Origin of the sequence: Streptomyces sp. JHA26 (genome assembly GCF_002005565.1) — a bacterium.
GTDB lineage: Bacteria > Actinomycetota > Actinomycetes > Streptomycetales > Streptomycetaceae > Streptomyces.
Genome location: NZ_BDJC01000003.1, coordinates 215,286 through 237,778 on the forward strand (window position 1 = coordinate 215,286; position 22,493 = coordinate 237,778).

The window sequence follows — 22,493 nt, forward strand, 5'->3', positions numbered from 1 at the left end:
ACAACCCGGTTGCCAAACCTTCACCAAGATGACACCCTGGTTGTCATGACTGCTGCTTCGGATCTGCGCTTCTTCGCCTCCGCTGACGGCGACCTCGCCTACCGCGACACCGGCACGGGCGCCCCGGTCGTGCTGCTGCACTCCGGATTCGCCGACCACCGGGTCTTCGACGCCCAGATACCGGCCCTGGCCGCCGCCCACCGCGTCATCGCGCCCGACGTCCGCGGCCACGGAGCCTCGGCCAACGCGACCCGGCCGTTCCGCTGGGCCGACGACCTGGCCGCCCTGCTGCGCCATCTCGACGCGGGCCCCGCGGTGCTCGTCGGCGTCTCGATGGGCGGGGCCATCGCCACCGACACCGTGCTGGAGTACCCGGAGCTGGTCCGGGGCGTCGTCGCGTGCGGCGCCGCCACCAGCGAGTTCGAGTACACCGACCCCTGGACCCGCGAGGTGCAGGCCGAGCAGGGCAGGGCCCTGGCCGCCGGTGACGTCGAGGGCTGGGTCACGGCCTTCCTGCGGTTCGTGCCCGGCGAGCACCGGACCGCCGGGGACGTGGACCCGGACGTCCTGCGCAGGCTGCGCGAGATGGCCTTCGGCACCCTCTCCAAGCACGCGCCGGACGAGGAGAACCACCACGTGCCCATGACCGACACCTGGGCCCGCGTCCCGAAGATCGACGTCCCGGTCCTCACCGTCAACGGCGCCCTCGACGGCCCGGACCTGATCGCGGAGGCCGAGAGGCTCGCGCGTACGGTCCCGGACGGCCGCTCCGTGATCATCGAGGGCGTCGCCCACTACCCGAACATGGAGCGGCCCGAGGAGTTCAACAGGATCGTGCTCGACTTCCTGCGCGACCTCTAACGGCCCGCCAGCTCCGACTTCCGGTACGAGTACCCGAAGTAGACCACCAGGCCGACCAGGAACCACACGGCGAACCGCACCCAGGTCTGCCACTGCAGGAACGTGATCAGCCAGATCGAGAAGACGATCCCCAGCGCCGGCACGAACGGCATGAACGGCGTACGGAAGGTGCGCGGCAGGTCCGGCTGCCGGTAGCGCAGGACGATCACCGCCGCGCACACCACCACGAACGCCAGCAGGATGCCGATGTTGGTCAGCTCGGCCGCCTCGCCGATCGGCAGGAACCCGGCGATGGCGGCCGACGCGAACCCGACGATCCAGGTGACCCGGGTCGGCACGTGCCGCGTCGGGTGCGTCTTGGCGAACCACTTGGGCAGCAGCCCGTCCCGGCTCATGCTGAACCACACGCGCGTGACACCCAGCATGAACGTGAACATCACGGTGAGGATGCCGATGATGGCGCCCACCGCGATGACGTCGGCCAGCGAGCTGAGCCCCACCGACTTGAACGCCGTCGAGAAGCCGCTCTCCGGGTCGATCTCCTTGTAGTTCTGCATGCCGGTCAGCACCAGACAGGCCGCCACGTACAGCACCATCGAGATGATCAGTGAGTAGATGATCGCCTTCGGCATGTGGCGCTGGGCGTCCTTCGACTCCTCGGCCGCCGTCGACATGGCGTCGTAGCCGAAGACCGCGAAGAACACCGTCGCCGCACCCGTGAACGCCCCGCTGACCCCGAACGGGAAGAACGGGTGGTAGTTCGAGGTGGTGATGTGGAAGACGCCGACGCCGATCACCACCAGCACCACCAGCACCTTCAGCACGACCACGACCATCTCGAAGCGGGCCGCGTTCTTGATGCCGAGCGTCAGCAGGTAGGCGATCAGCAGGCACAGCACCGCCGCGAACAGGTCGACCTTGTGCCCGTCCCCGGTGCCCGGCGCGCCCAGCATCCAGTCCGGGAGGTCGAGTCCCATCTCACCGAGCAGGAAGCTGAAGTAGCCGGAGATGCCGATGGCGACCACCGCCACGATCGCCGTGTACTCCAGCAGCAGGTCCCAGCCGATGAACCAGCCGACCAGCTCGCCGAGGACCGCGTAGCCGTACGTGTAGGCCGAACCCGCCTTGGGGATCAGCCCGGCGAACTCGGCGTAGGACAGCGCCGCCGCCGCGCTCGCGACGCCCGCGACGAGGAAGGAGATCAGGACCGCCGGGCCCGCGGTGCCGTTGGCCACGGTGCCGGCCAGGGTGAAGATGCCGGCGCCGATGATGCCGCCCACGCCGATGGCCGTCAGCTGCCACAGCCCCAGCGACCGCACCAGGCCGGCACCCTGCCCGGCCTCGGTGTCCTCGATGTGCTCGATGGGTTTGCGTCGGAGAACGCCCTCACCCATGCGGAATCCGGCCATGCGCCTCACCTCTTCGTGATCGGCAAACGGCTGACGGTGGATCATGATGACGCACTCGCGTTCCCGAAGGAAGGCACGACGCACGCACCCGACCGACGGGTGCTACGGCACCACGGTCACCGGCCAGCGCCCCGCCTTCACCAGCCGCACCGCCACCGAACCCACGATACGGTGCCCGGCCTGCTCGGACGCGCCGACGACCACGGCGTCCGCCCGCAGCTCGTCGGCCGCCTTCACCAGTCCGTTGTAGGGATCGCCGCGGAAGGTGTGGAACTCCCAGCGCACGTCGAATATCCCCTTGGACCGTTCCGCCGCCGAGCGGATCTGGGCCACCAGGTCCTCGGCGATCTCGTCGGTCGTGTCCGCCACCGGCGCCCCGAGCGCCGCCCCCGCCGCCAGCACGGGCTGCACGTACACCACGGCGAGCAGCGCGCGCTGCCGCCGGGCCAGACCGCCGGCGTAGGCCGCCGCGCGGAGCGAGGAGTCGGAGCCGTCCACCCCGACCACGATGACCTTCGGCCCGTCCGTGCCCCGTTCGAACTGATGGGAGTGCTGTTGCGTCACGCGGCGAGGTTATCGGACCCCGTGTCCGGCGCCGCCCTCACCCGCCGCGGCCCGCGCCCGCCCCACGTCGCCCCGGGGCGAGCCGCGGCCGGGCACGTCCACTGGGCCGGTCGGGTGGTTCCGCGCCGCCGTACCGGTGTCGCTCAAGGGCGTCGGCTCCTGTCCGGGCGAGTCATGAGTCATGAAGAAGGATCAGTTGCTCACGCGGCGGCGCGCGCTGCTCGCCGGCGCCGCGGCGGTCGGAGCGGCCGGCACCGCCGGCGTGCTCGCGGTGGGCCGGGACCACGGACCGGCCCGGCCGGTCGCCCCCGCCCCGGGTCCCCAGGTGCGGCGCCCGTCGGCGTCCTCCGCCTACCGCCTCCAGCCCTTGACCGGGTACGGCACGCCCGAGGCCGAACCCCACCGGCCTCCGGTGCGCAGGGAGCCGATCCTGCGCATGTCCGGACGGGGCCGCACCATGATGCTCACCTTCGACGACGGACCCGACCCCCGCTACACCCCCCGGATCCTGGACACCCTGGCGGAGTACGACGTGCGCGCGACGTTCTTCGTGTGCGGGGAGATGGCCGACTACCACAAGGACCTGCTGTCCCGGATGGCCGACGAGGGACACGTGGTCGGCAACCACACCTGGTCCCACCCCCTGCTGACCAAGCTCACCCGGCGCCGCATCCGCTCCGAGATGGAGAGCACCTGCGAGATCGTCGAGAAGGCCTACGGCGAGCCGCCCCGCTGGTTCCGCGCGCCGTACGGGGCGTGGAACCGCGCCGTCTTCCAGCTCGGTGCCGAACTCGACATGGAACCCCTCGCCTGGACCGTCGACTCCCTCGACTGGACCACCCCCGGGACCGCCACCATCATCGACCGGATCGAGGACGGCGCCGCCCCCGGCGTCGTCGTGCTGTCCCACGACGCCGGGGGCGACCGCTCACAGACCGTGCGCGCCCTGCGGACCTACCTGCCGCAGCTGCTCGACTCCGGCTACCACCTCACCGTCCCCCGGCGGCAGCACGCGTGACGCGCGCCGCGCCCGTCCGGCCGGGCCCGTTCAGCGGACCTCGACCAGGCGGGCGAAGGCGACGACGTTCCCGTCGTACCCGTTCTGCTTGGTGAAACCGCCGCCGCAGGTGATGACCCGCAACTCGGGACCGCCCTTGGAGGCGTAGACCCGGTCGCCGGGGAAGTCGTCCTTCGCGAACACCTCGATGCCGTAGATCTCGAACACCGCGGTCTTTCCGTCCTGACGGGACACCTCGACCTTGTTCCCCTTCTTCAGGGCCCCGAGCCCGTAGAAGACGGCGGGACCCTGTGTGTTGTCGACGTGGCCGACCACCACCGCCGTGCCCTTTTCCCCGGGGGAGACCGCCCCGGTGAACCAGCCGGCCAGATTCGGCTCCTCCGGCGGTGGCGCGCCGACCCAGCCGTCCGCGTCCAGGCCCACCGGCATGATCGGCGCGTCGACCTGGATGGCGGGGATCCTGACCCGGTCGGGGACCGCGTACGCCAGCGGGGCGAGTCCCGCGACGGTGCCGTCCCCACCGGCGACGCGCGTGTCCGAGGCGGCCGCCGGAGCGGGTTGCGGCGGGCCCACGTCGAACTCGCCCGAACCGTTGCGGATGAGCGCGAGCCCGGTCAGCAGAACCAGCGCTATCACACCCCAGGGAGCGCGCCTCCTCCGTCGCTCCTCTTCGGCCAGTTCCTCGGACCCGTACATTCGCCTTCCCCTCTCGACACGGCCGTCGCCGTGTCGTTCGCGCATACGAGAACGCTAAGCGCGGCGCATCCGCGCGGCGACGGGGCGCATGCGAACGGGTGGCGCGCGCATTCGGCGATGAGCCATCCGGGACACGCCCGGCCGGAATTTTCTGACGGTCCGTGACCTGCGGTGATGTCCGCTCGCCCGGTTACGGCCCGGTACGCCCTCTCACCAGGACGGACCACTCCCGAAATGCGGTAGCGGGCACGGCAACTGAGGGTCGTTCCGGGAGGCGCTTTCTCGCCGATCTACCGGGGACGGGTCCCGGGGCGTCTTCCGCGGAGGATGACATGCGCAACTTTCGTGCCCTGGCGGCCGCGGGCGCGGCGGTCGCCGTTCTCGGGCTGGCCGCCCCCACGGCCACCGCCGGCGGCGACCACAACACGCCGAGCAACATCGTCGCCCTGCCCAGCGTCATCGCGCGCGGTGGCCAGCTGACCGTCACGGTCGACGGCTGCCCGCAGGGCGGGACGATGACCTCGGACGCGTTCGGCAGGGCCCACCTGACCCCGGTCCGGGGGGCCAACGAGACCTCCAGGGGCACCGCCACCATCAGGCACGACGCCCGGCCCGGGTCCTACGACATCACGGTCAACTGCTCGGGCCGGAGGCTGACCCGCCCGGCCGCGTTCACCGTCATCGGCGGTGTCCGCGGCGGTCTCGGAGGCAGCAGCTCGAGCGGGGCGACGCCGACGGACGTCGCGATCGGCGGCGGACTCGTGGCCTCGGCCGTCGCCGGAGGCGGCCTGTTCTGGATGCGCCGCCGCTCCGAGCGCCGGATCTGACCCCGCCCCGCCGGGACCGTGCGGGCCCCGCCGCCGGGGAGAGGGCCGCCCGTCACCGCCCCGCGACGCCCCGGGCGCGCGGGGCGCGGAGGCCGGGCACCCTCCTCGCCGGAGCGGCGGCGCCGGGCGACGCGGTCGTGGCGACGGGTGTCGCGCGCACGGTGGAGCCTCCGGGTCCCGAGGGGCGGCCGCGGACCCGTTCCGCTCGCGCCGGGAACGCACCTCGGTGCCCGAAACGCCGGGGAGCCCCGCACGCGGGCGGCCCGTGCGGATCCGTCAGCCCTTGACGCCCGGGAAGAGACTCAGGAACGGCTCCGTGGACGCCGCGACCCCGCGGCTGTAGGGCGCGTCGAAGTCCCAGATCAGGAAGAGCAGGAAGGCGATCAGCGCGGAGAACAGCCCGGCGAGGACCAGTTCCCGTGCGGTGCGCCGGATCTGCAGGGCGAAGACCATGCCGATCGTGACGACGGCACCGGTGATGAGCCCGAACCACACCACGCCCGGCATCGTGGCTCCGGTCGACTCCGCCCGGGAGGTGCGGGCCTGGTCCGCGGCGGCCACCTGGTCGAGGAGCGGCTGATAGGCCTGGGCCTCGAAGTCCGAGCGCGGCTCGTAGTCGGTGACGTCCGCGCGGACCCGGTCGAGGAGCTCGGTGCCGCGCTCGGTGACCCGGCCGTCGTCGGCCATGGACTTCCACTCGGTCGTGACGACGTGTCCGACATAGGCGTTGACATCCTCCCGGATGCGGTCACGGACGTCGGGTGGATAAACCCGGACGCGCTCGGAGATCTCGTGCAGCGCGACGGCCTCCGCCTGCACGTGGTCCTCGGCCGCGCTGCGCGCCTCCCAGACGCCGGCGATGGCCAGACCCAGGACGATGGCGTACACCACACCGATCCACATCGTCATGTACTCGATGACGTCCGGCGTCTCGGTGATGTCCTCGTCGTCGGACGCCGTGCGGTGCCGCAGGAAGGTGATGATGACGACGACGACGCAAGCGGCCAGCATCGCGAGGATGAGAACAAGCCATTCCGGCAAGAGAAGCCTCCAGGGATCAGCGCGCGCGCAGCGCGGCGACGGCGACCACCGCGGGCACCGTGATGAGCAGGACGAAGACGAGCGGTGAGGTGGCCCCGCGCGAGGATCGCTGCTGCACCCGGGCGGTGCGGTACCGCGGGTAGTGCACCGGGGTCAGCGACGGACGGGGCGCCGGCGTGGCCGACGGGGCGGGCGCGGGGGAGGCCGGCCGGACCGGCGGCGGCGTGGGTGCGGGCGACGGCGTGGGTGTGGGACGGACCGGCGCCGGGCGCGGCGGCGGCGGAGGAGGCTCGGGTCTCGGGGCGGGGGGCGGTGGCGGTTTCGGCGCGGGCGGTGGCGGGGGCGTGGGCTTCGGCGGCGGAGGCTTCGGCGTCGGTGGCGGTAGCGGAGGCGTCGGAGTCGGAGTCGGTGGCGGTGGTGGCGGTGGCGGCGGGGGAGTGGGCTCCGGGCACGGTGGGAAGGCGGGCCAGGAGGCACTCCCGGCGACCGCCACCGCTTCGGTGCCGCCGGGGCCGGTGGAGGCCCACGCGCAGGCGTCGGCCTGTGCCGTGCCGACCGGTGCGCCGACGAACGTGAACGTCAGCGTCACCAGGGCCAACACCCGTCCTGCGACGGCGGATCGGGTCGGTTCGGGTCCATGCACGACGAGATCATCCGGCTTGGTGCGCGGTGCCACGTGGGAAAAGCCGACGATTACCCCGAAGGGGGGATACGGCCCGGTCGGCGGTTTGACCGTCGCCCGGCCGCCCGCGAGCGGATCCGCGCGCCCGTACGAGAAGAAACGGGGCGGGCCGCCCCTCTCCCGCGGCGGGCGGGCCCGCGGCGGAAAGAATTCCGCGCCCCGGTTGAACACAACCCGCGCCGCCGCGCGTACCCAGTGTCGCGCGGCGACTCAGCAGAGCGCCGCAACACCGTTGCGATGATCGGGGATTGACCATGAAGACCTCCTGGCGGAGCGCCTCGCTCGTGGCGAGCGCTGCGGTGGTGCTGGCGCTGACGACGGCGTGCGGTCAGGACGGCGGCGGCGCCTCGGGCAGCCAGAACGTGGGTGCGACGGCCGCCCCCGGTGACGTCGGCACCATCGGCGCCGGAGCCGGCCTGGGCGACGGCCTCGGGGCCAAGGGCGGCCAGGCCCCCGCGGCCCCGCCCGTCTCCGCCGGCAAGCTGTCCGTCTCCGCGAACGCCGAACTCGGCGAGCTGGTGACCGACGGCAGCGGCCGCACCCTCTACCGGTTCGACAAGGACACCGCCCAGCCGCCCAAGACGACGTGCGAGGCCGACTGCGCCACCACCTGGCCGCCGGTGGCCGCGGACGACGCCATCGCCGGCGAGGGCATCGACGAGTCGCTGCTCGGCGAGGTCACCCGTGCCGACGGCACCAAGCAGCTCACCATCGGCGGCTGGCCGGCGTACCGCTACGCCAAGGACGCCGCCGGGGAGGCCAAGGGCCAGGGCGTCGGCGGCACGTGGTACGCGCTCGCCCCCGACGGCAAGAAGGCGAAGGCCGCCGCCTCGGCGGGACTGTCCACCCGCAAGGATCCCGAGCTCGGCGAGATCGTCGTCGACAAGAACGGCATGACCGTCTACCGCTTCATGAAGGACGAGGCGTGGCCGAAACCGGTCTCCGCGTGCACCGGCGCCTGCCTGGAGAAGTGGCCGGTCGTGGCGCCCGTGGAGGCCAACGACACCAAGGGCGTCGTGAAGAAGGGCCTGATGAGCTTCACCCGGCCCGACGGCACCGCGCAGCAGACGGTCAACTGCTGGCCGATCTACACCTTCGCGGGTGACAAGAAGGCCGGCGACACCAACGGTCAGGGCGTCGGCGGCACCTGGTACGCCGTCGCACCCGACGGGAAGCCGGTGGGCGCGCCCGAGAAGTGACGGCACCTCACCAGGGCCGTCCCCTCCGTGTCCGGACGGAGGGGACGGTCCGTTCGCGCGCCTCGGCGCGCCTCGGCGTGCTTGGCGCCCGGCACGTGCCGGGGGCAGTGACCGGGAACGGACGGTCGATCTCCGCTCGGGCTCGCCCGTTCGGCGGGCGATCAGTAGCCTCAGCTCGAACACCGGATCGCCCGAGCCTTGGAGAGATTGATGGAGCGTCCCGCCTGGGCCCCACGGAGCATCGACATCTCGGTGCCCAGCGTGTCCCGCATCTACGACTTCTACCTGGGCGGTTCGCACAACTTCGAGGTCGACCGCGAAGCGGCCCGCAGGGCCATGGAGTTCATGCCGGGGCTGCCCAAGATCATGCAGGCGAACCGGGCGTTCATGCGCCGCGCCGTGCGCTTCGCGGTCCAGGAGGGCATCGACCAGTTCCTGGACATCGGCTCCGGCATCCCCACCTTCGGCAACGTCCACGAGGTGGTCCGGGCGGCCCGGCCCGGCGCCCGCGTGGTGTACGTCGACCACGACCCGGTCGCGGTGGCGCACAGTCAGGCGGTCCTGGCGGGCGCCGAGGACGCGGACGTCGTGGCCGCGGACCTGCTCAGGCCGCAGGACATCCTCACCAGCCCCCAGGTGGAGCGGCTGATCGACCTGAATCGGCCGGTGGCGCTCCTGCTCGTTGCCATACTGCACTTCGTGGAAGACGCGGACGACCCCTACGCGGCGGTGGCCGAACTGCGCGACGCGCTCGCGCCCGGCAGCCTGCTCGTCCTCACGCACGCCTCGTACGAGGGGATCCCGTCGTCCGCCGAGCGGGCCGGGGGCGCGGTGGACGTGTACAAGGACATCCGCAATCCGCTGGTCGTGCGTTCGCGCGACGAGATCGCACGGTTCTTCGAGGGGTACGACATGGTGGAACCCGGACTGGTTCCCATGCCGCGCTGGCGGCCCGGGACGGCGCCGGAGGACGAGGACCCGTACGCCTTCTCCGGCCTCGCGGGCGTGGGGCGTACGGCGTGACCGCGGAGCCGGGCGGGCCGGAGGACAGACTCCGCAGGTTCGCGACGATCTGGAGCCGCGCGGTGTTCCCGGTGACCTCGACGTCGTCGACCCGCCCCGAGTTCGAGGAAGAACTGATGCCGCTGGCCCGCCGGCTGAGCGCGCTGCTGCGGGCCCGGAGCCTCGACACCGGCGAGGCGAAGGCGGTCGGCGCCGCCCTCGTCGACGTGCACTGCACCGACCCCGACGCCCTCGCCCGCACGCTGGACTGCGTGGACGCCTACCTGGTGCTGTACTGCGGCGAGGACGGCGACCCCGAGGCCCTGCGGGCGCGTTCGGCGCGGCTCCAGCACGCCATGGCGGCCGGGTTCGCCGGGGCGCTGCGCCGCCGGACGCTGGCCGAGCAGGAGGCCATCGCCCAGGCCGCCCTGAGGGCGCAGGGCGTGGTGGCCGAGGCCCTGCACGCCAGCGAGGCCCGCTTCCGCGCCGTCTTCGAGGGCGCCGCCATAGGCATCGGCATCGCCGACCTCGACGGCACCATCCTCCAGGTCAACGGCGCCCTGACCCGCATGTTCGGCCTGCCCGACCCCTCGCTGCGCGGCCGCAACGTCAAGGAGTGGAGCCACCCCGACGACGCGCCCCAGACCTGTCGGCTCTACCAGGAGCTGGTGCGCGGCGAACGCGAGGCCTACCACTGCGAGAAGGCCTTCTACCGCCCCGACGGCACGGTCCTGTGGACCAACCTGACCGTCTCCCTGCTGCGCGACGCCGACGGCAGCCCGCAGTACCAGCTCGCGCTCATGGAGGACACCACCGAGCGCCGCCTGCTCAATCTGCGGCTGCGCTACGAGGCCACCCACGACGCGCTCACCGGCCTGCCCAACCGCAGCTTCTTCTTCGAGCGTCTGGAGAAGGCCCTCGGCGCGGGCCCGGGTCGGCGGTTCGGCCTGTGCTACCTCGACCTCGACGGCTTCAAGGCCGTCAACGACAGCCTCGGCCACGCGGCCGGCGACCGGCTGCTCGTGGAGGTCGCCGACCGGCTCCAGGCCTGCGCCACCGCGCCCGGCGAGATGGTCGCCCGGCTCGGCGGCGACGAGTTCGTGGCGCTGACCACCGGTCCGGACACCCGGCACGAGGTGGACGAGCTCGCCGGGCGCATCATGAACGCGCTGCTCGCCCCCATCAGCATCGACGGCCGCGAACTGACCGTGCGCGGCAGCATCGGCGTCGTCGAGGGCCCGGCGGACGAACGCAGCCCGGCGGAGGTGCTGCGCAGCGCCGACATCACCATGTACCGGGCCAAGTCGGCGGGCGGCAACCGCTTCGAGCTCGCCGATCCCGAGGCCGACGCCCGCGTCATCACCCGGCACGGGCTGACGACCGCGCTCCCGACGGCCCTGGAACGGGGCGAGTTCTTCATCGAGTACCAGCCGCTGGTGCACCTCGGCGACGGCAGTGTGCGCGGTGCCGAGGCCCTCGTGCGCTGGCTGCACCCGCAGCACGGCGTGCTCGGCCCGGACCGCTTCATCCCGCTCGCCGAGCACACGGGGCTGATCGTGCCGCTGGGCCGCTGGGTGCTCGAGCAGTCCGTACGGCAGGCCCGGTCGTGGCGGGAGCGGTACGGCGAGACGACCGCCGCGGGGCCGCTGCGGATCAACGTCAACCTCTCGCCCCGCCAGCTCACCCACCCCGGGCTGGTCCAGGACACCGTCGAGATCCTGGAACGGACCGGCGTCGCGCCCGACGCGCTCTGCCTGGAGGTGACGGAGTCCGCGCTGATCGGCGCCGACGACGACCTGCTGAAGCCGCTGTGCCGACTGGCCGAGATGGGCGTCGACATCGCCCTGGACGACTTCGGCACCGGTTACTCCAACCTCGCCAACCTGCGCCGGCTGCCGGTGAGCGTCCTCAAGCTGGACCGCTCCTTCACCCAGAGCATGCAGCGGTTCCCGGCGGACCCGGTCGACCTCAAGATCGTCGAGGGCATCGTCGCCCTGGCCCACAGCCTGGACCTCACGGTCACCGTGGAGGGCGTGGAGACCGGCGCCCAGGCCGAGCAACTGCGCATCCTGGGCTGCGACACGGCCCAGGGCTGGTACTACGCCCGCCCGGGCCCGCCGGAACACCTGCACGAACTGGCGCTGGTCGACGCCACGGGCTGAGCTTGGGCGACCGGGTCCCCAGGGGCCGGGGCCCGGGCGACCGGGGGCCGCCTACGCCGCGTCGCGGGCGGCCTCGGCCACCTCGGTCGCCACGCGCACGAGCGCCGCGGTGGCGGCCGAGCGGGAATCCTGGGGCCATGCGAGGGCGAGGACGGCCCGCGGCGCGTCGGACACCGGACGGTAGGCGACGCCCGGGCGCGGATAGCGCACGGCGACCGAGGCGGGCGGCAGGGTGACGGTCTCCCCGAGCGAGACGGCCGTGAGCACCTGGGCCAGGTCGCCCCGGCCGCGCCGGGCCTCGTCGATGCGCCGTTCCATGGTGGCGGTGCTCCAGCCCAGGTCGGCCAGCTCCACCCGGTCGCGTGCCGCGAGCGGGTGGTCCGAGGCGAGGACGGCGACGCGCGGCTCGACGGCCAGCGTCTCGCTGTCGAGGCCGGTGCCGTCGAACGGCGCGTGCACCAGGGCGACGTCCGCCTCGCCGCCGCGCAGCAGCTTCGGCTGTTCCTGCCGGCCGCACAGCCGCACGGCGACCGGTACGGACCCGGGCTCCGACGCGTAGCGCGCCAGGATCGGCTCCAGCAGCCCCGCGTCCCCGTCGGCCTTCACGGCCAGCACCGGCTTCGGCCCCGCCGCCGCGCGCCGGGCCCTGCGCCCGGCGGCCTCCAGGGCGTCCAGTGCGACGCGGGCCTCGGTGAGCAGGACGTCCCCCGCCGGGGTCGGGGCCACGTGGTGCGTGGTCCGCCCCCCGGCCGGCCGGTCGCCCGGCGGCAGGCGACGGACAGGCCGGGGACCCGGGAGCGGCCGGTCCGTGGTTATCGGCCTGATAGTGATCGGTGCGGCCGTCCTGCCGTCGCCGCCCCCGGCAAGCTCGTCCTCACCCGTCGGCCGCCGGTAGGCTGCGTCGGTGCGCACGGTCGAGCTTCTGTTGGACGAGGCGGCGGAGCTGGCGGTCCGGGAGGCCTGGCGGCGGCTCGCGGACGCGGGGCTGCCCAGTCAGGCGCGTCACCGCTCACCGACCAACAGGCCGCACCTCACCCTGGCCGCCTGCCCGGAGCTGACCGCTCCGATCCGCTGGGAGCTCGCCGAGGTGGCCGCCGCCCTGCCGCTGCCGGTGCGGTTCACCGGCCTGGTCCGCTTCGAACGGCCCACCTCGGTGCTGGCCTGGGCGCTGGACCTCGACGCCGCGCTGGCCGGCCTGCACCGCCGGGTGTGGGAGGCGGTGGCCTCGGACAGCCCGCCCCAGGCCCTCAGCCCGTTCCACGAACCCGGGCGCTGGAGCCCGCACGTCACCCTCGGCCGTACCCGGCGGGCCGGCGCCTTCGCCGGGCGGAACGTTCCCGGGCTGCTGCCGGCGCCGCCGGTGTCGGTCCGGCTCGTCACCCTGCGCAGCTTCGACACCGAGACCGGCGCTCTCGAGGTGCTGGAGCCCCGTCCCTGAGCCGCACCTGACGCCGACGGGCACGGTGGCACCGTCCGCCACGTCCTGCCACGACCGCGTTCCGCGATCGGGCGTCCTGCCCGGAGGCGGCCCCGGGACGGAGACCCGGACGCACCCCCGCCGGCCGGCGTCACCCGGCACGCGGGCCCGGCCGTCCGGGAAGCCGCCCTCACCCCGGGCCGGCACCCCGATCGCCCCGCGGGCGCCCTCACCGCTCCAGCAGCATCCGCTGGAGTTCCCGCGCGGCCCTCGGCGGAGCCACGTCGCTGCGGTGGGCCAGGGCGATGGTGCGGTGCAGGCCCGGGCGGGCCAGCGGCGTCACCCGCAGTCCGCGCCCCGACCGCGCCGCCACCATCCGGGGGACGACCGCCATGCCCAGCCCCGCCCGCACGAACCCCAGCACCGCGTCCATCTCCCCGCCCTCCACCGCGAAGTCCGGCTCGAACCCCGCGGAGCGGCACGCGGCCACCGTCAGTTCCCGCAGGTCGTAGCCGTGCCGGAACATCACCAGCCGCTCGCCCTCCAGATCGGCGATCCGCACGGCCCGTCGCCCCCCGCCCGGGCGGGGCGCCTCCGGCGACGACACCACCACGAGGTCCTCCCGCAGCAGCTCCACCGTGGTCAGCGCCGGCGACGCGGTGGGCAGCGGCAGGACCACCAGCGCCAGGTCGAGCGCGCCGCGGGCCAGCTCCCGCACCAGGTCGTGGGAGCCGCCCTCCTCGATCAGCAGCCGGACACCGGGGTAGCGGTCGTGGAACGCGCGCAGCACGTCGGGGAGCAGTCCCGTGCACAGGCTCGGCGTGGCGCCCAGCCTGACCCGTCCGCTGCGCAGCTGCACCAGCTCCAGCACCTCGTGCCGCGCGGTGTCCGCGTCGGCCAGGATGCGCCGGGCCAGCGGCAGCAGCGCCTCGCCGGCGTCCGTCAGCGTGATGTTGCCCCGCGCCCGCAGGAACAGGTCCGCGCCCAGTTCCCGCTCCAGCGCCTTGATCTGCTGCGACAGCGACGGCTGCGCCACGTGCACGCTCTCGGCGGCCCGGGTGAAGTGGCGGGTCTCGGCGACCGCCACGAAGTACTGGAGCTGCTGGAACTGCATGCCGCAAGCCTACGCCGCGATAGGCACACCCTATGGAAACGAGCCGGACCATGTCTTGGACCGATGGCCCCTCCTCCCCGTAGCGTCTTGTGCCATGGCTCTGGCAACGCGGACGGACCGACGGCCGTCCATGGCGCGCACCGTGTGGGACTCGTCCGTCGGCAAGAAGACGGTGATGGCGATCAGTGGTCTCGTCATGCTGCTCTACCTGGTCGCCCACATGATCGGTAACCTGAAGATCTTCTTCGGGACGAGCGAGTTCAACCACTACGCCCACTGGCTGCGCACGGTCGGCGAGCCGTTCATGCACTACGAGTGGACCCTGTGGCTGATCCGCGTCGTGCTGGTCGTCGCCGTGGTCGCCCACGCCACGTCCGCGTACCAGCTCAGCCGCCGCGACATCAGGGCGCGGCCCAGCAGGTACGTGCACAAGAAGCCGGGCTCGAGCTACGCGACGCGCACCATGCGCTGGGGCGGGATCATCCTCGGCCTGTTCATCGTCTGGCACATCCTGGACCTGACCACCGGCACCGTGCACTCCGGCGGCTTCGAGAGCGGCAAGCCCTACCAGAACGTCGTGGACACCTTCTCCACCTGGTACGGCAACGTCGTCTACATCGTCGCGATGCTCGCCCTCGGCCTGCACATCCGGCACGGCTTCTGGTCCGCCGCCCAGACCCTCGGCGCCGGCAGCCGCACCCGCGACCGCGCCCTGAAGACCGTCGCGAACGTCCTCGCGCTGCTGCTCACGGCCGGCTTCGTCGCCGTCCCCGTGGGCGTCATGACCGGAGTGGTGAGCTGACATGACAACCTACGCCGACTACACGACCGGAGAGCCGGTCGTCGACACCAAGGCCCCCGCCGGGCCGATCGCCGAGCGCTGGGACAGGCGCCGTTTCGAGGCGAAGCTGGTCAACCCCGCCAACCGGCGCAAGCAGACCGTCATCGTCGTCGGCACCGGCCTCGCGGGCGGCTCCGCCGGCGCGACCCTCGCCGAACAGGGTTACCGCGTCGTCCAGTTCTGCTACCAGGACTCCCCGCGCCGCGCCCACTCCATCGCCGCGCAGGGCGGCATCAACGCCGCGAAGAACTACCGCAACGACGGCGACTCGATCCACCGCCTGTTCTACGACACCGTCAAGGGCGGCGACTTCCGCTCCCGCGAGTCCAACGTGCACCGGCTCGCGCAGATCTCCGTCGAGATCATCGACCAGTGCGTGGCCCAGGGCGTGCCCTTCGCCCGCGAGTACGGCGGTCTGCTCGACACCCGCTCCTTCGGCGGCGTCCAGGTCTCCCGCACCTTCTACGCCCGCGGCCAGACGGGCCAGCAGCTGCTGCTCGGCGCCTACCAGGCGCTCAGCAGGCAGATCGCGGCCGGCAACATCGAGATGCACCCGCGCACCGAGATGCTCGACCTGATCGTCGTGGACGGCCGGGCGCGCGGCATCGTCGCCCGGGACCTGATCACCGGGAAGATCGACACGTACTTCGCGGACGCGGTCGTCCTCGCCTCCGGCGGCTACGGCAACGTCTTCTACCTGTCGACCAACGCGATGAACTCCAACGCGACCGCCGTGTGGCGGGCGCACCGGCGCGGCGCGTACTTCGCCAACCCCTGCTTCACGCAGATCCACCCGACCTGCATCCCGCGCACCGGCGACCACCAGTCCAAGCTGACGCTGATGAGCGAGTCGCTGCGCAACGACGGCCGGATCTGGGTGCCGAAGGCCAAGGGCGACACCCGCCCGCCCGCGCAGATCCCCGAGGACGAGCGCGACTACTACCTGGAGCGCATCTACCCCTCCTTCGGCAACCTCGTGCCCCGCGACATCGCCTCCCGCGCCGCCAAGAACGTCTGCGACGAGGGCAGGGGAGTGGGCCCCGGCGGCCAGGGCGTCTACCTCGACTTCGCCGACGCGATCAAGCGGATGGGCCGCAAGGCCGTCGAGGCCAAGTACGGCAACCTCTTCGACATGTACCAGCGGATCACCGACGAGGATCCGTACGAGGTGCCGATGCGGATCTACCCCGCCGTGCACTACACGATGGGCGGACTGTGGGTCGACTACGACCTCCAGACCACGATCCCCGGCCTGTTCGCGATCGGCGAGGCCAACTTCTCCGACCACGGCGCCAACCGGCTCGGCGCCTCCGCGCTGATGCAGGGCCTGGCGGACGGCTACTTCGTCCTGCCGGCCACCATCAACGACTACCTCGCCCGCAACCCGCACCAGGACGAGGTCGGCGACGACCACCCGGTGGTGCAGGAGGTGCTGGCCGAGACCGAGGACCGGCTGAGCCTGCTCCTCTCGGTCGACGGAGACCGCACCCCGGACTCCTTCCACCGCGAACTCGGCGAGCTGATGTGGGAGTTCTGCGGCATGGCCCGCACCGACTCCGGCCTGCGCAAGGCCCTGGAGCGCATCCCGCAGATCCGCGAGGAGTTCTGGCGGCGCATCAAGGTGCCCGGCACCGGCGAGGAGTTCAACCAGTCGCTGGAGAAGGCCAACCGCATCGTCGACTACCTGGAGCTCGCCGAGCTGATGTGCCTCGACGCGCTGCACCGCTCCGAGTCCTGCGGCGGCCACTTCCGAGAGGAGTCCCAGACCCCGGACGGCGAGGCCGCCCGCAAGGACGAGGAGTTCTCCTACGCCGCCGCCTGGGAGTTCACGGGTACGGGCGAGGCCCCGACCCTGCACAAGGAAGACCTGGTCTTCGAGTACGTCCACCCCACCCAGCGGAGCTACGCATGAAGCTCACCCTGCGCGTCTGGCGCCAGAAGAACGCCGACGCCGAAGGCGCCATGTCCACGTACGAGGTGGACGGGATCTCACCGGACATGTCGTTCCTGGAGATGCTCGACACCCTCAACGAGGAGCTCATCCTCAAGGGCGAGGAGCCGGTCGCCTTCGACCACGACTGCCGCGAGGGCATCTGCGGCGCCTGCTCGCTGGTCATCAACGGCGACGCCCACGGCCCCGAGCGCACCACCACCTGCCAGCTGCACATGCGGTCCTTCCAGGACGGCGACACCATCGACGTCGAGCCGTGGCGGGCCGCCGCCTTCCCGGTCGTGAAGGACCTGGTCGTCGACCGCTCGGCTTTCGACCGCATCATCCAGGCCGGCGGCTACATCACCGCGCCGACCGGTGCCGCGCCGGAGGCGCACGCCACGCCGGTGCCGAAGCCGGACGCCGACTTCGCCTTCGAGCACGCCGAGTGCATCGGCTGCGGCGCGTGTGTCGCCGCGTGCCCGAACGGTGCGGCGATGCTGTTCACGTCGGCGAAGATCAACCACCTGAACGTCCTGCCGCAGGGCGCGCCCGAGCGGGAGACGCGGGTGCTGGACATGGTGGCGCAGATGGACGAGGAGGGCTTCGGCGGCTGCACGCTCGCGGGCGAGTGCGCGACGGCCTGCCCGAAGGGCATTCCGCTGTTCTCCATCACCAGCATGAACAAGGAGTGGCTGCGCGCCACCCGCAAGGCGGCGAAGCGCTAGGGCCTGTTGCGAAAGTGGCCTCTGCCGCGCGACGCCCGGCACGCACTCTCGCCGCACCGCCCGGAAGCCCGAGTACGCCCAGTACGAGGGCTTCCGGACGGCACGCCGAGAGCACGCACCGGACGCCGCGCGGCCGCCCTTCGGGCGACGAGGCCACTTTCGCACCAGGCCCTAGCCGCCCCCGGACGTTCGCCGACGGTGCGGACGGACGGGGCCGGGAGAGGTGCTCCTCCCGGCCCCGTCTCGCTTCCGGACCCCAGGCATTCAGCAATCCCGCATCGACGCGTACGGCGACCCCCTGCCGGTGCGCGAGGAGACGGCCGGACAGGTCGTCGGCCCCTGTCGGCTGCTGCCGCCGGAACGTGCCGCGATCGCACCGGGCTGCCACCCCGACCGCCGCGCACTCGCCGGTGCGGCCCGGCAGGCGGTCACGTGAGCGCGGGCGGGGCGGGGCCGGCACGGACACCAGGGGAAAGCACCTTCGAAAAGTGTGTGCCTTTTGTGGCGTATGAGCAGTTTCCGGGCTGCTGATGCGGACAGTCGGAGTGCAGGCACTCCGGAAGGAGGGTGATGCCAGATGATCACCCGTGAAGAGATCGCCAACGTCCTGGACCATCCGGTCTACGACGGGGACGGCAACAAGATCGGCGACGCCAAGCACGTCTTCTTGGACGACATGACGGGGCGCCCCGAGTGGGTGAGCGTCAAGACCGGCATGTTCGGCTCCAACGAGTCGTTCGTGCCCATCCGCGACGCCTCGCTGGTGGAGGACCACCTCGAGGTCCCGTACCGCAAGGACCAGGTCAAGGATGCGCCCAATGTCGACGTCGACGCGGGCGGTCACCTGTCGGAGTCCGAGGAGCACCGGCTCTACGACTACTACGGCATCAACTGGGACAGCGTGCTGTCCGAGGCCGAGCGCACCGACGACGACCGCGGGGCCGCGGGCCACGGCACAGCGGGCACGGCCGGTACGGCCGGTATGGCGGGTACGGCCGGTATGGCGGGTACGGCGGGCACCACCGGGCGCGAGGACATGTCGGGCCGGCGGGGCACGCGAGGCGACGACGCCATGACCCGCTCGGAGGAGCGGATGCACGTCGGTGTCGAGCAGCACGAGGCCGGCCGGGCCAGGCTGCGCAAGTACGTGGTCACCGAGGAGGTCCAGCAGACCGTTCCGGTGCGCCACGAGGAAGTGCGCGTGGAGCGCGAGCCGATCACGGACGCCAACCGTGACGAGGCGCTCTCCGGCCCGGAGATCAGCGAGGCCGAGCACGAGGTCACGCTGCACGAGGAACGCCCCGTCGTGGAGACCGAGACGGTGCCGGTCGAGCGCGTCCGGATGACCACCGAGGAGCACGTCGAGGACGAGACCGTGCGCGGTCAGGTCCGCAAGGAGCGGATCGAGGCCGAGACGGAGGGCACGACCGAGGACGACATCCGGCGGGGCCGCCGCGAGTGACCGTCGGCCGCCGTCCGCGGGGCCGCACGCCGGTGAACCCGCTTCACCGGCGTGTCCCGCTGCCCACGACGTCCGCCAGGTAGGGCGCGGTGGCGCTGCCCGCCGCCCGCGCCACCTCGGCCGGCGGGCCCGCGGCGACGACCCGGCCGCCCGCGTCGCCGCCGCCCGGCCCCATGTCGATCACCCAGTCGGCGCCCGCCACCACGGTCATGTCGTGTTCCACCACGATCACCGTGTGTCCGGCGTCGACCAGACCGTGCAGCTGCCGCATCAGCACCTCCACGTCGGCGGGGTGCAGGCCGGTCGTCGGCTCGTCCAGGAGGTACAGGGTGTGGCCGCGGCGCCCCCGCTGCAGCTCGCTCGCCAGCTTGATGCGCTGCGCCTCCCCGCCGGACAGTTCCGTCGCGGGCTGGCCGAGCCGCAGGTAGCCGAGGCCGACGTCGAGCAGCGCGGCCAGGCTGCGCGCCACGGCCGGCGTGTCCGCGAAGAACTCCGCCGCCGCCTCCACCGTCAGGTCCAGCACCTCGGCGATGTTCCGCCCCCGGTACCCCACTTCGAGCGTCTCGGGGTTGTAGCGCGCTCCGCCGCAGTCCGGGCACGGCGCGTAGGTGCTCGGCAGGAACAGCAGCTCGACGCTGACGAACCCCTCGCCCTGACAGGTCTCGCAGCGCCCGCCCGCCACGTTGAAGGAGAACCGGCCGACGCCGTACCCCCGCTCGCGCGCCGCGTCGGTGGCCGCGAAGACCTTCCGCACGACGTCGAACAGGCCCGTGTACGTCGCCAGGTTGGACCGCGGGGTGCGGCCGATCGGCTTCTGGTCCACGGAGACCAGCCGCTCCACGCCCGGCGTCTCCTGGGTGATCGCGCCGATGAGCGTCGACTTCCCGGACCCGGACACGCCGGTCACCGCCGTGAGGACGCCCAGGGGGAACCCGGCGCTCACCTCGCGCAGGTTGTGCCGGGTGACCGGGCCGACCGGCAGGGTGCCGCGAGGCTCGCGCACCTCGCGGACCGGGGCGGGGGAGCGGTCGAAGAGGTGGCGGGCCGTCGCCGACTCCCCGACCTCGGCCAGCCCGGCCACCGGGCCGCTGTAGAGCACCCGCCCGCCGTGCTCGCCGGCCCGCGGGCCGACGTCCACGATCCAGTCGGCGCCGCGCATCACCTCGAGGTGGTGCTCCACCACGAACACCGAGTTGCCCGCCGACTTCAGCCGCTCCAGCACCGTCAGCAGGGCCTCGGTGTCCGCCGGGTGCAGGCCCGCGGACGGCTCGTCCAGGACGTACACGACGCCGAACAGCCCGGAGCGCAGCTGCGTCGCCAGCCGCAGCCGCTGCAGCTCGCCCGCCGAGAGCGTGGGGGCGGGGCGGTCGAGGCTGAGGTAGCCGAGGCCCAGCTCGACGACGGGCGCGATGCGGGAGGTCAGGTCGGCGGTGAGTACCCGGGCCGTCTCGTCGCCGGTCGGCAGCAGCGCGGCGAGTTCCGTGAGCGGCGACGCGGCCAGCTCGGCGATGCTGCGGCCGCCGACGGTCACCGCGAGGGCCTCCGGCCGCAGCCGGCCCCCGCCGCAGACCGGGCAGGGGGCACTGGTGAGGAACCGTTCGGCCTTCGCCCGCAGCGTCGCGCTCTTCGAGTCCGAGAACGTCTTCATCACGTACCGGTGAGCGCTCGTGTACGTGCCCTGATAGGGCCGCTGGATACGGTCGGCGTCCCGGACGGGATGCACGGTGACCACCGGCTGCTCGTCCGTGAACAGGATCCACTCCCGCTGTGCGGCGGGCAGTTCGCGCCAGGGCCGGTCCACGTCGTACCCGAGGGCGTCGAGGACGTCCCGCAGGTTCTTGCCCTGCCAGGCGCCGGGCCACGCGGCGATCGCGCCGTCCCGGATCGACAGCGACGGATCGGGGACGAGCAGTTCCTCGGTCGTGCGGTGCACCCGGCCGAGTCCGTGGCACTCGGGGCACGCCCCGGCCGCCGTGTTGGGCGAGAAGGCGTCGGAGTCGAGCCGTGCGGCGCCCGGCGGGTAGTCACCGGCGCGCGAGAACAGCATCCGCAGGGAGTTGGACAGGTTGGTGACCGTGCCGACCGACGAACGGGACGTCGGCGCAGCCCGGCGCTGCTGGAGCGACACGGCGGGCGGCAGCCCGGTGATCTCGCCGACCTTCGGCGCGCCGACCTGCTGGATCAGCCGGCGGGCGTAGGGCGCCACCGACTCGAAGTAGCGCCGCTGCGCCTCCGCGTAGACGGTGCCGAAGGCGAGCGACGACTTGCCGGAGCCGGACACGCCGGTGAACACGGCCACCACGTCCCGCGGGACGTCGACGTCCACGCCCTTGAGGTTGTGCTCACGGGCGCCGCGGACGCGCACGTACGGGTCGTGGGGGCTGTGCATCGCGGGGAACTCCGTACGGTCTTCGGCCACGGCCGGTGGGACAAACCCCGCGATTCTACGCCGGGGCGGCTCCGGCCCCCGTGCCGGTGACGCGGGCGAGCCGCCGGTAGGAGTCCAGCAGGGCCTCGCGGTCGTAGGTGCTGGTGGTCACCAGCACCTCCTGGGCGCCCGTCTCCTTCAGGAGCGACTCCAGTGCGCCGGCCACCTGCTCCTCGGTGCCCGCGATGTGGCCGGCCAAACCGGACTCGTACAGCTCGCGCTCCTTGGCGGTCATCGACCGCGCCTCGACGTCCTCGGCCGGCGGCAGCGGCGGGAAGGCGCCGCGGGTGCGGGCGTGGGCCATGGACCAGGCCTCCGGGAGCAGCAGGCGCCGGGCGGCCTCGGGGGTGCCGGCCACGGCGACGGTGCCCGAGACGACGACGTACGGCTCCCGGCTCCACGCGGAGGGGCGGAAGGCGGCGCGGTAGCGGTCGACGCCGCGCAGCATCCGGTCGCGGTCGCGCAGGTCGCCGATGACCATCGGCAGGCCCGCGCGGGCGGCGACGGCCGCGCCCTCGCCCATGGCCAGCACGAACGGCGGCACGGTCAGCCCCTCCGAGGGGCGGGCGTGCACGCCCGTGGGGGAGGCGCCCCGGAACCAGCCGAGCAGCTCCGCCAGTTGCGCGTCGAAGTCCTCGGCGTCGTCCTTGTCGCGGCCCAGCGCCTTGCGCACGCCGTCGGTGAACCCCACCGACCGGCCCAGGCCCATGTCGATCCGGCCCGGGAAGAGCGACTCCAGCACGCCGAACTGCTCGGCGACGACCAGGGGCCGGTGGTTGGGCAGCATCACGCCGCCGGTGCCGACCCGGATGCGGTGCGTGGCGCCGGCGACGGCGGCGGCCAGCACGGTCGGCGCGGAGCCGGCCACCCCGGGCACGCCGTGGTGCTCCGCCACCCAGAACCGGTGGTAGCCGAGGCGCTCCGCCTCCCGCGCCAGGGCCAGGGTGTCGCGCAGCGCCTCCGCGCCGGTGCGGCCCTCGCGGATGCGGGAGCGGTCGAGGACGGAGAAGCGGGTCGTCGCGATCACTGAGCTCACACGGGGTTCAACGCGTGCGCGGCGTGGGGATTCCCGGGCCCGGGCGCGCGGCCGGCCCGGCTCGGCCCCCGGGGCG

At 72.9% G+C, this 22,493-nt stretch carries 19 protein-coding genes and 2 pseudogenes; 12 read left to right on the forward strand and 9 right to left on the reverse strand.

Going from position 1 to position 22,493, the window contains the following annotated elements; translation table 11 throughout:
* Positions 1 to 45: 45 nt before the first annotated feature.
* On the forward strand, positions 46 to 861 hold the full coding sequence (locus JHAT_RS03180; protein ID WP_171990719.1) for an alpha/beta fold hydrolase: 816 nt from the start codon (positions 46 to 48) through the stop codon (positions 859 to 861).
* Here JHAT_RS03180 and JHAT_RS03185 read toward each other — a convergent pair.
* Together JHAT_RS03185 and JHAT_RS03190 are read right to left on the reverse strand one after the other, a co-directional pair.
* Positions 858 to 2,270 (reverse strand): amino acid permease, encoded by a 1,413-nt coding sequence (locus JHAT_RS03185; protein WP_077796472.1) that lies wholly within the window; start codon positions 2,268 to 2,270, stop codon positions 858 to 860. The genes JHAT_RS03180 and JHAT_RS03185 overlap by 4 nt on opposite strands.
* 102 nt (positions 2,271 to 2,372) lie before the next feature.
* On the reverse strand, positions 2,373 to 2,834 hold the full coding sequence (locus tag JHAT_RS03190) for a universal stress protein (RefSeq protein WP_077796473.1): 462 nt from the start codon (positions 2,832 to 2,834) through the stop codon (positions 2,373 to 2,375).
* A gap of 181 nt (positions 2,835 to 3,015) precedes the next feature.
* Between JHAT_RS03190 and JHAT_RS03195 the strand changes: the two genes are divergently transcribed.
* Positions 3,016 to 3,852 carry a polysaccharide deacetylase family protein gene (locus tag JHAT_RS03195; protein ID WP_107481810.1) on the forward strand — a complete coding sequence of 279 codons (837 nt, stop codon included), beginning with the start codon at positions 3,016 to 3,018 and terminating at the stop codon, positions 3,850 to 3,852.
* 30 nt (positions 3,853 to 3,882) lie between these two features.
* On the opposite strand, the gene JHAT_RS03200 is transcribed toward JHAT_RS03195, so the two are convergent.
* A complete protein-coding gene (locus JHAT_RS03200; protein WP_077796474.1) occupies positions 3,883 to 4,548 on the reverse strand; it encodes a class F sortase in 666 nt (221 codons plus the stop codon).
* 332 nt (positions 4,549 to 4,880) lie between these two features.
* Here JHAT_RS03200 and JHAT_RS03205 point away from each other — a divergent pair, with 332 nt between their 5' ends.
* Positions 4,881 to 5,375: a hypothetical protein gene (locus tag JHAT_RS03205; RefSeq protein ID WP_171990720.1), complete on the forward strand. Its 495-nt coding sequence runs from the start codon at positions 4,881 to 4,883 to the stop codon at positions 5,373 to 5,375.
* A gap of 276 nt (positions 5,376 to 5,651) precedes the next feature.
* Here JHAT_RS03205 and JHAT_RS03210 read toward each other — a convergent pair whose 3' ends face one another.
* Both JHAT_RS03210 and JHAT_RS35710 read right to left on the reverse strand, forming a co-directional pair.
* The gene (locus JHAT_RS03210) at positions 5,652 to 6,386 is read right to left on the reverse strand and encodes a DUF4239 domain-containing protein (RefSeq protein WP_253195388.1); all 735 of its coding nucleotides are present in this window, start codon (positions 6,384 to 6,386) and stop codon (positions 5,652 to 5,654) included.
* Between the two features lie 46 nt (positions 6,387 to 6,432).
* Positions 6,433 to 6,564, reverse strand: a complete 132-nt coding sequence (locus JHAT_RS35710; RefSeq protein ID WP_290439796.1) for a hypothetical protein — start codon at positions 6,562 to 6,564, stop codon at positions 6,433 to 6,435.
* A gap of 788 nt (positions 6,565 to 7,352) precedes the next feature.
* On the opposite strand from JHAT_RS35710, the gene JHAT_RS03220 reads away from it, so the two are divergent.
* The 3 genes from JHAT_RS03220 (at position 7,353) to JHAT_RS03230 (ending at position 11,461) form a co-directional block, all read left to right on the forward strand.
* A complete protein-coding gene (locus JHAT_RS03220; RefSeq protein ID WP_077796478.1) occupies positions 7,353 to 8,297 on the forward strand; it encodes an SCO0930 family lipoprotein in 945 nt (314 codons plus the stop codon).
* A gap of 210 nt (positions 8,298 to 8,507) precedes the next feature.
* Positions 8,508 to 9,320 carry an SAM-dependent methyltransferase gene (locus tag JHAT_RS03225; protein ID WP_077796479.1) on the forward strand — a complete coding sequence of 271 codons (813 nt, stop codon included), beginning with the start codon at positions 8,508 to 8,510 and terminating at the stop codon, positions 9,318 to 9,320.
* Complete coding sequence (locus JHAT_RS03230; protein WP_077796480.1) at positions 9,317 to 11,461, forward strand: bifunctional diguanylate cyclase/phosphodiesterase; 2,145 nt, start codon at positions 9,317 to 9,319, stop codon at positions 11,459 to 11,461. The genes JHAT_RS03225 and JHAT_RS03230 overlap by 4 nt, the downstream gene beginning before the upstream one ends.
* 51 nt (positions 11,462 to 11,512) lie before the next feature.
* Here the strand turns inward: JHAT_RS03230 and JHAT_RS03235 are convergent.
* Positions 11,513 to 12,247, reverse strand: a pseudogene (locus tag JHAT_RS03235) (LysR substrate-binding domain-containing protein); the annotation flags it as partial.
* A 118-nt stretch (positions 12,248 to 12,365) separates the two neighbouring features.
* On the opposite strand from JHAT_RS03235, the gene JHAT_RS03240 reads away from it, so the two are divergent.
* A complete protein-coding gene (locus JHAT_RS03240; RefSeq protein WP_077796504.1) occupies positions 12,366 to 12,899 on the forward strand; it encodes a 2'-5' RNA ligase family protein in 534 nt (177 codons plus the stop codon).
* Between the two features lie 208 nt (positions 12,900 to 13,107).
* Here JHAT_RS03240 and JHAT_RS03245 read toward each other — a convergent pair whose 3' ends face one another.
* Positions 13,108 to 13,992, reverse strand: a complete 885-nt coding sequence (locus JHAT_RS03245; RefSeq protein WP_077796481.1) for a LysR family transcriptional regulator — start codon at positions 13,990 to 13,992, stop codon at positions 13,108 to 13,110.
* 130 nt (positions 13,993 to 14,122) lie between these two features.
* Between JHAT_RS03245 and JHAT_RS03250 the strand changes: the two genes are divergently transcribed.
* The 5 genes and pseudogenes from JHAT_RS03250 to JHAT_RS03270 all read left to right on the forward strand — a co-directional run bounded on the left by JHAT_RS03250 (position 14,123) and on the right by JHAT_RS03270 (position 18,953).
* Positions 14,123 to 14,794 (forward strand): succinate dehydrogenase, encoded by a 672-nt coding sequence (locus tag JHAT_RS03250; RefSeq protein ID WP_077796482.1) that lies wholly within the window; start codon positions 14,123 to 14,125, stop codon positions 14,792 to 14,794.
* Between the two features lies 1 nt (position 14,795).
* Entirely contained in the window at positions 14,796 to 16,745 is a 1,950-nt protein-coding gene (locus JHAT_RS03255) for a fumarate reductase/succinate dehydrogenase flavoprotein subunit (RefSeq protein ID WP_077796483.1), read from the forward strand.
* Positions 16,742 to 17,491, forward strand: a complete 750-nt coding sequence (locus tag JHAT_RS03260; RefSeq protein ID WP_077796484.1) for a succinate dehydrogenase/fumarate reductase iron-sulfur subunit — start codon at positions 16,742 to 16,744, stop codon at positions 17,489 to 17,491. The genes JHAT_RS03255 and JHAT_RS03260 overlap by 4 nt, the downstream gene beginning before the upstream one ends.
* Positions 17,492 to 17,768: 277 nt before the next feature.
* Positions 17,769 to 17,867, forward strand: a pseudogene (locus tag JHAT_RS33660) (GNAT family N-acetyltransferase); the annotation flags it as partial.
* 201 nt (positions 17,868 to 18,068) lie between these two features.
* On the forward strand, positions 18,069 to 18,953 hold the full coding sequence (locus JHAT_RS03270; protein WP_077796486.1) for a DUF2382 domain-containing protein: 885 nt from the start codon (positions 18,069 to 18,071) through the stop codon (positions 18,951 to 18,953).
* Positions 18,954 to 18,996: 43 nt separating this feature from the next.
* Here JHAT_RS03270 and JHAT_RS03275 read toward each other — a convergent pair whose 3' ends face one another.
* Together JHAT_RS03275 and JHAT_RS03280 are read right to left on the reverse strand one after the other, a co-directional pair.
* Complete coding sequence (locus JHAT_RS03275) at positions 18,997 to 21,342, reverse strand: excinuclease ABC subunit UvrA (protein WP_077796487.1); 2,346 nt, start codon at positions 21,340 to 21,342, stop codon at positions 18,997 to 18,999.
* A gap of 55 nt (positions 21,343 to 21,397) precedes the next feature.
* Positions 21,398 to 22,417 (reverse strand): LLM class flavin-dependent oxidoreductase, encoded by a 1,020-nt coding sequence (locus JHAT_RS03280; RefSeq protein WP_077796488.1) that lies wholly within the window; start codon positions 22,415 to 22,417, stop codon positions 21,398 to 21,400.
* Positions 22,418 to 22,493 lie beyond the last annotated feature (76 nt).

Excerpts from the sequence above, each read along its gene's own strand:
- JHAT_RS03270 (WP_077796486.1), top strand. The coding sequence starts at position 18,069 with ATGATCACCCGTGAAGAGATCGCCAACGTCCTGGACCATCCGGTCTAC.
- JHAT_RS03250 (WP_077796482.1), top strand. The coding sequence starts at position 14,123 with ATGGCGCGCACCGTGTGGGACTCGTCCGTCGGCAAGAAGACGGTGATG.
- JHAT_RS03245 (WP_077796481.1), bottom strand. The coding sequence starts at position 13,992 with ATGCAGTTCCAGCAGCTCCAGTACTTCGTGGCGGTCGCCGAGACCCGC.
- JHAT_RS03275 (WP_077796487.1), bottom strand. The coding sequence starts at position 21,342 with ATGCACAGCCCCCACGACCCGTACGTGCGCGTCCGCGGCGCCCGTGAG.
- JHAT_RS03200 (WP_077796474.1), bottom strand. The coding sequence starts at position 4,548 with ATGTACGGGTCCGAGGAACTGGCCGAAGAGGAGCGACGGAGGAGGCGC.
- JHAT_RS03185 (WP_077796472.1), bottom strand. The coding sequence starts at position 2,270 with ATGGCCGGATTCCGCATGGGTGAGGGCGTTCTCCGACGCAAACCCATC.
- JHAT_RS03205 (WP_171990720.1), top strand. The coding sequence starts at position 4,881 with ATGCGCAACTTTCGTGCCCTGGCGGCCGCGGGCGCGGCGGTCGCCGTT.
- JHAT_RS03220 (WP_077796478.1), top strand. The coding sequence starts at position 7,353 with ATGAAGACCTCCTGGCGGAGCGCCTCGCTCGTGGCGAGCGCTGCGGTG.
- JHAT_RS03225 (WP_077796479.1), top strand. The coding sequence starts at position 8,508 with ATGGAGCGTCCCGCCTGGGCCCCACGGAGCATCGACATCTCGGTGCCC.
- JHAT_RS03210 (WP_253195388.1), bottom strand. The coding sequence starts at position 6,386 with ATGCTGGCCGCTTGCGTCGTCGTCGTCATCATCACCTTCCTGCGGCAC.
- JHAT_RS03180 (WP_171990719.1), top strand. The coding sequence starts at position 46 with ATGACTGCTGCTTCGGATCTGCGCTTCTTCGCCTCCGCTGACGGCGAC.
- JHAT_RS03260 (WP_077796484.1), top strand. The coding sequence starts at position 16,742 with ATGAAGCTCACCCTGCGCGTCTGGCGCCAGAAGAACGCCGACGCCGAA.
- JHAT_RS03195 (WP_107481810.1), top strand. The coding sequence starts at position 3,016 with ATGAAGAAGGATCAGTTGCTCACGCGGCGGCGCGCGCTGCTCGCCGGC.
- JHAT_RS03255 (WP_077796483.1), top strand. The coding sequence starts at position 14,796 with ATGACAACCTACGCCGACTACACGACCGGAGAGCCGGTCGTCGACACC.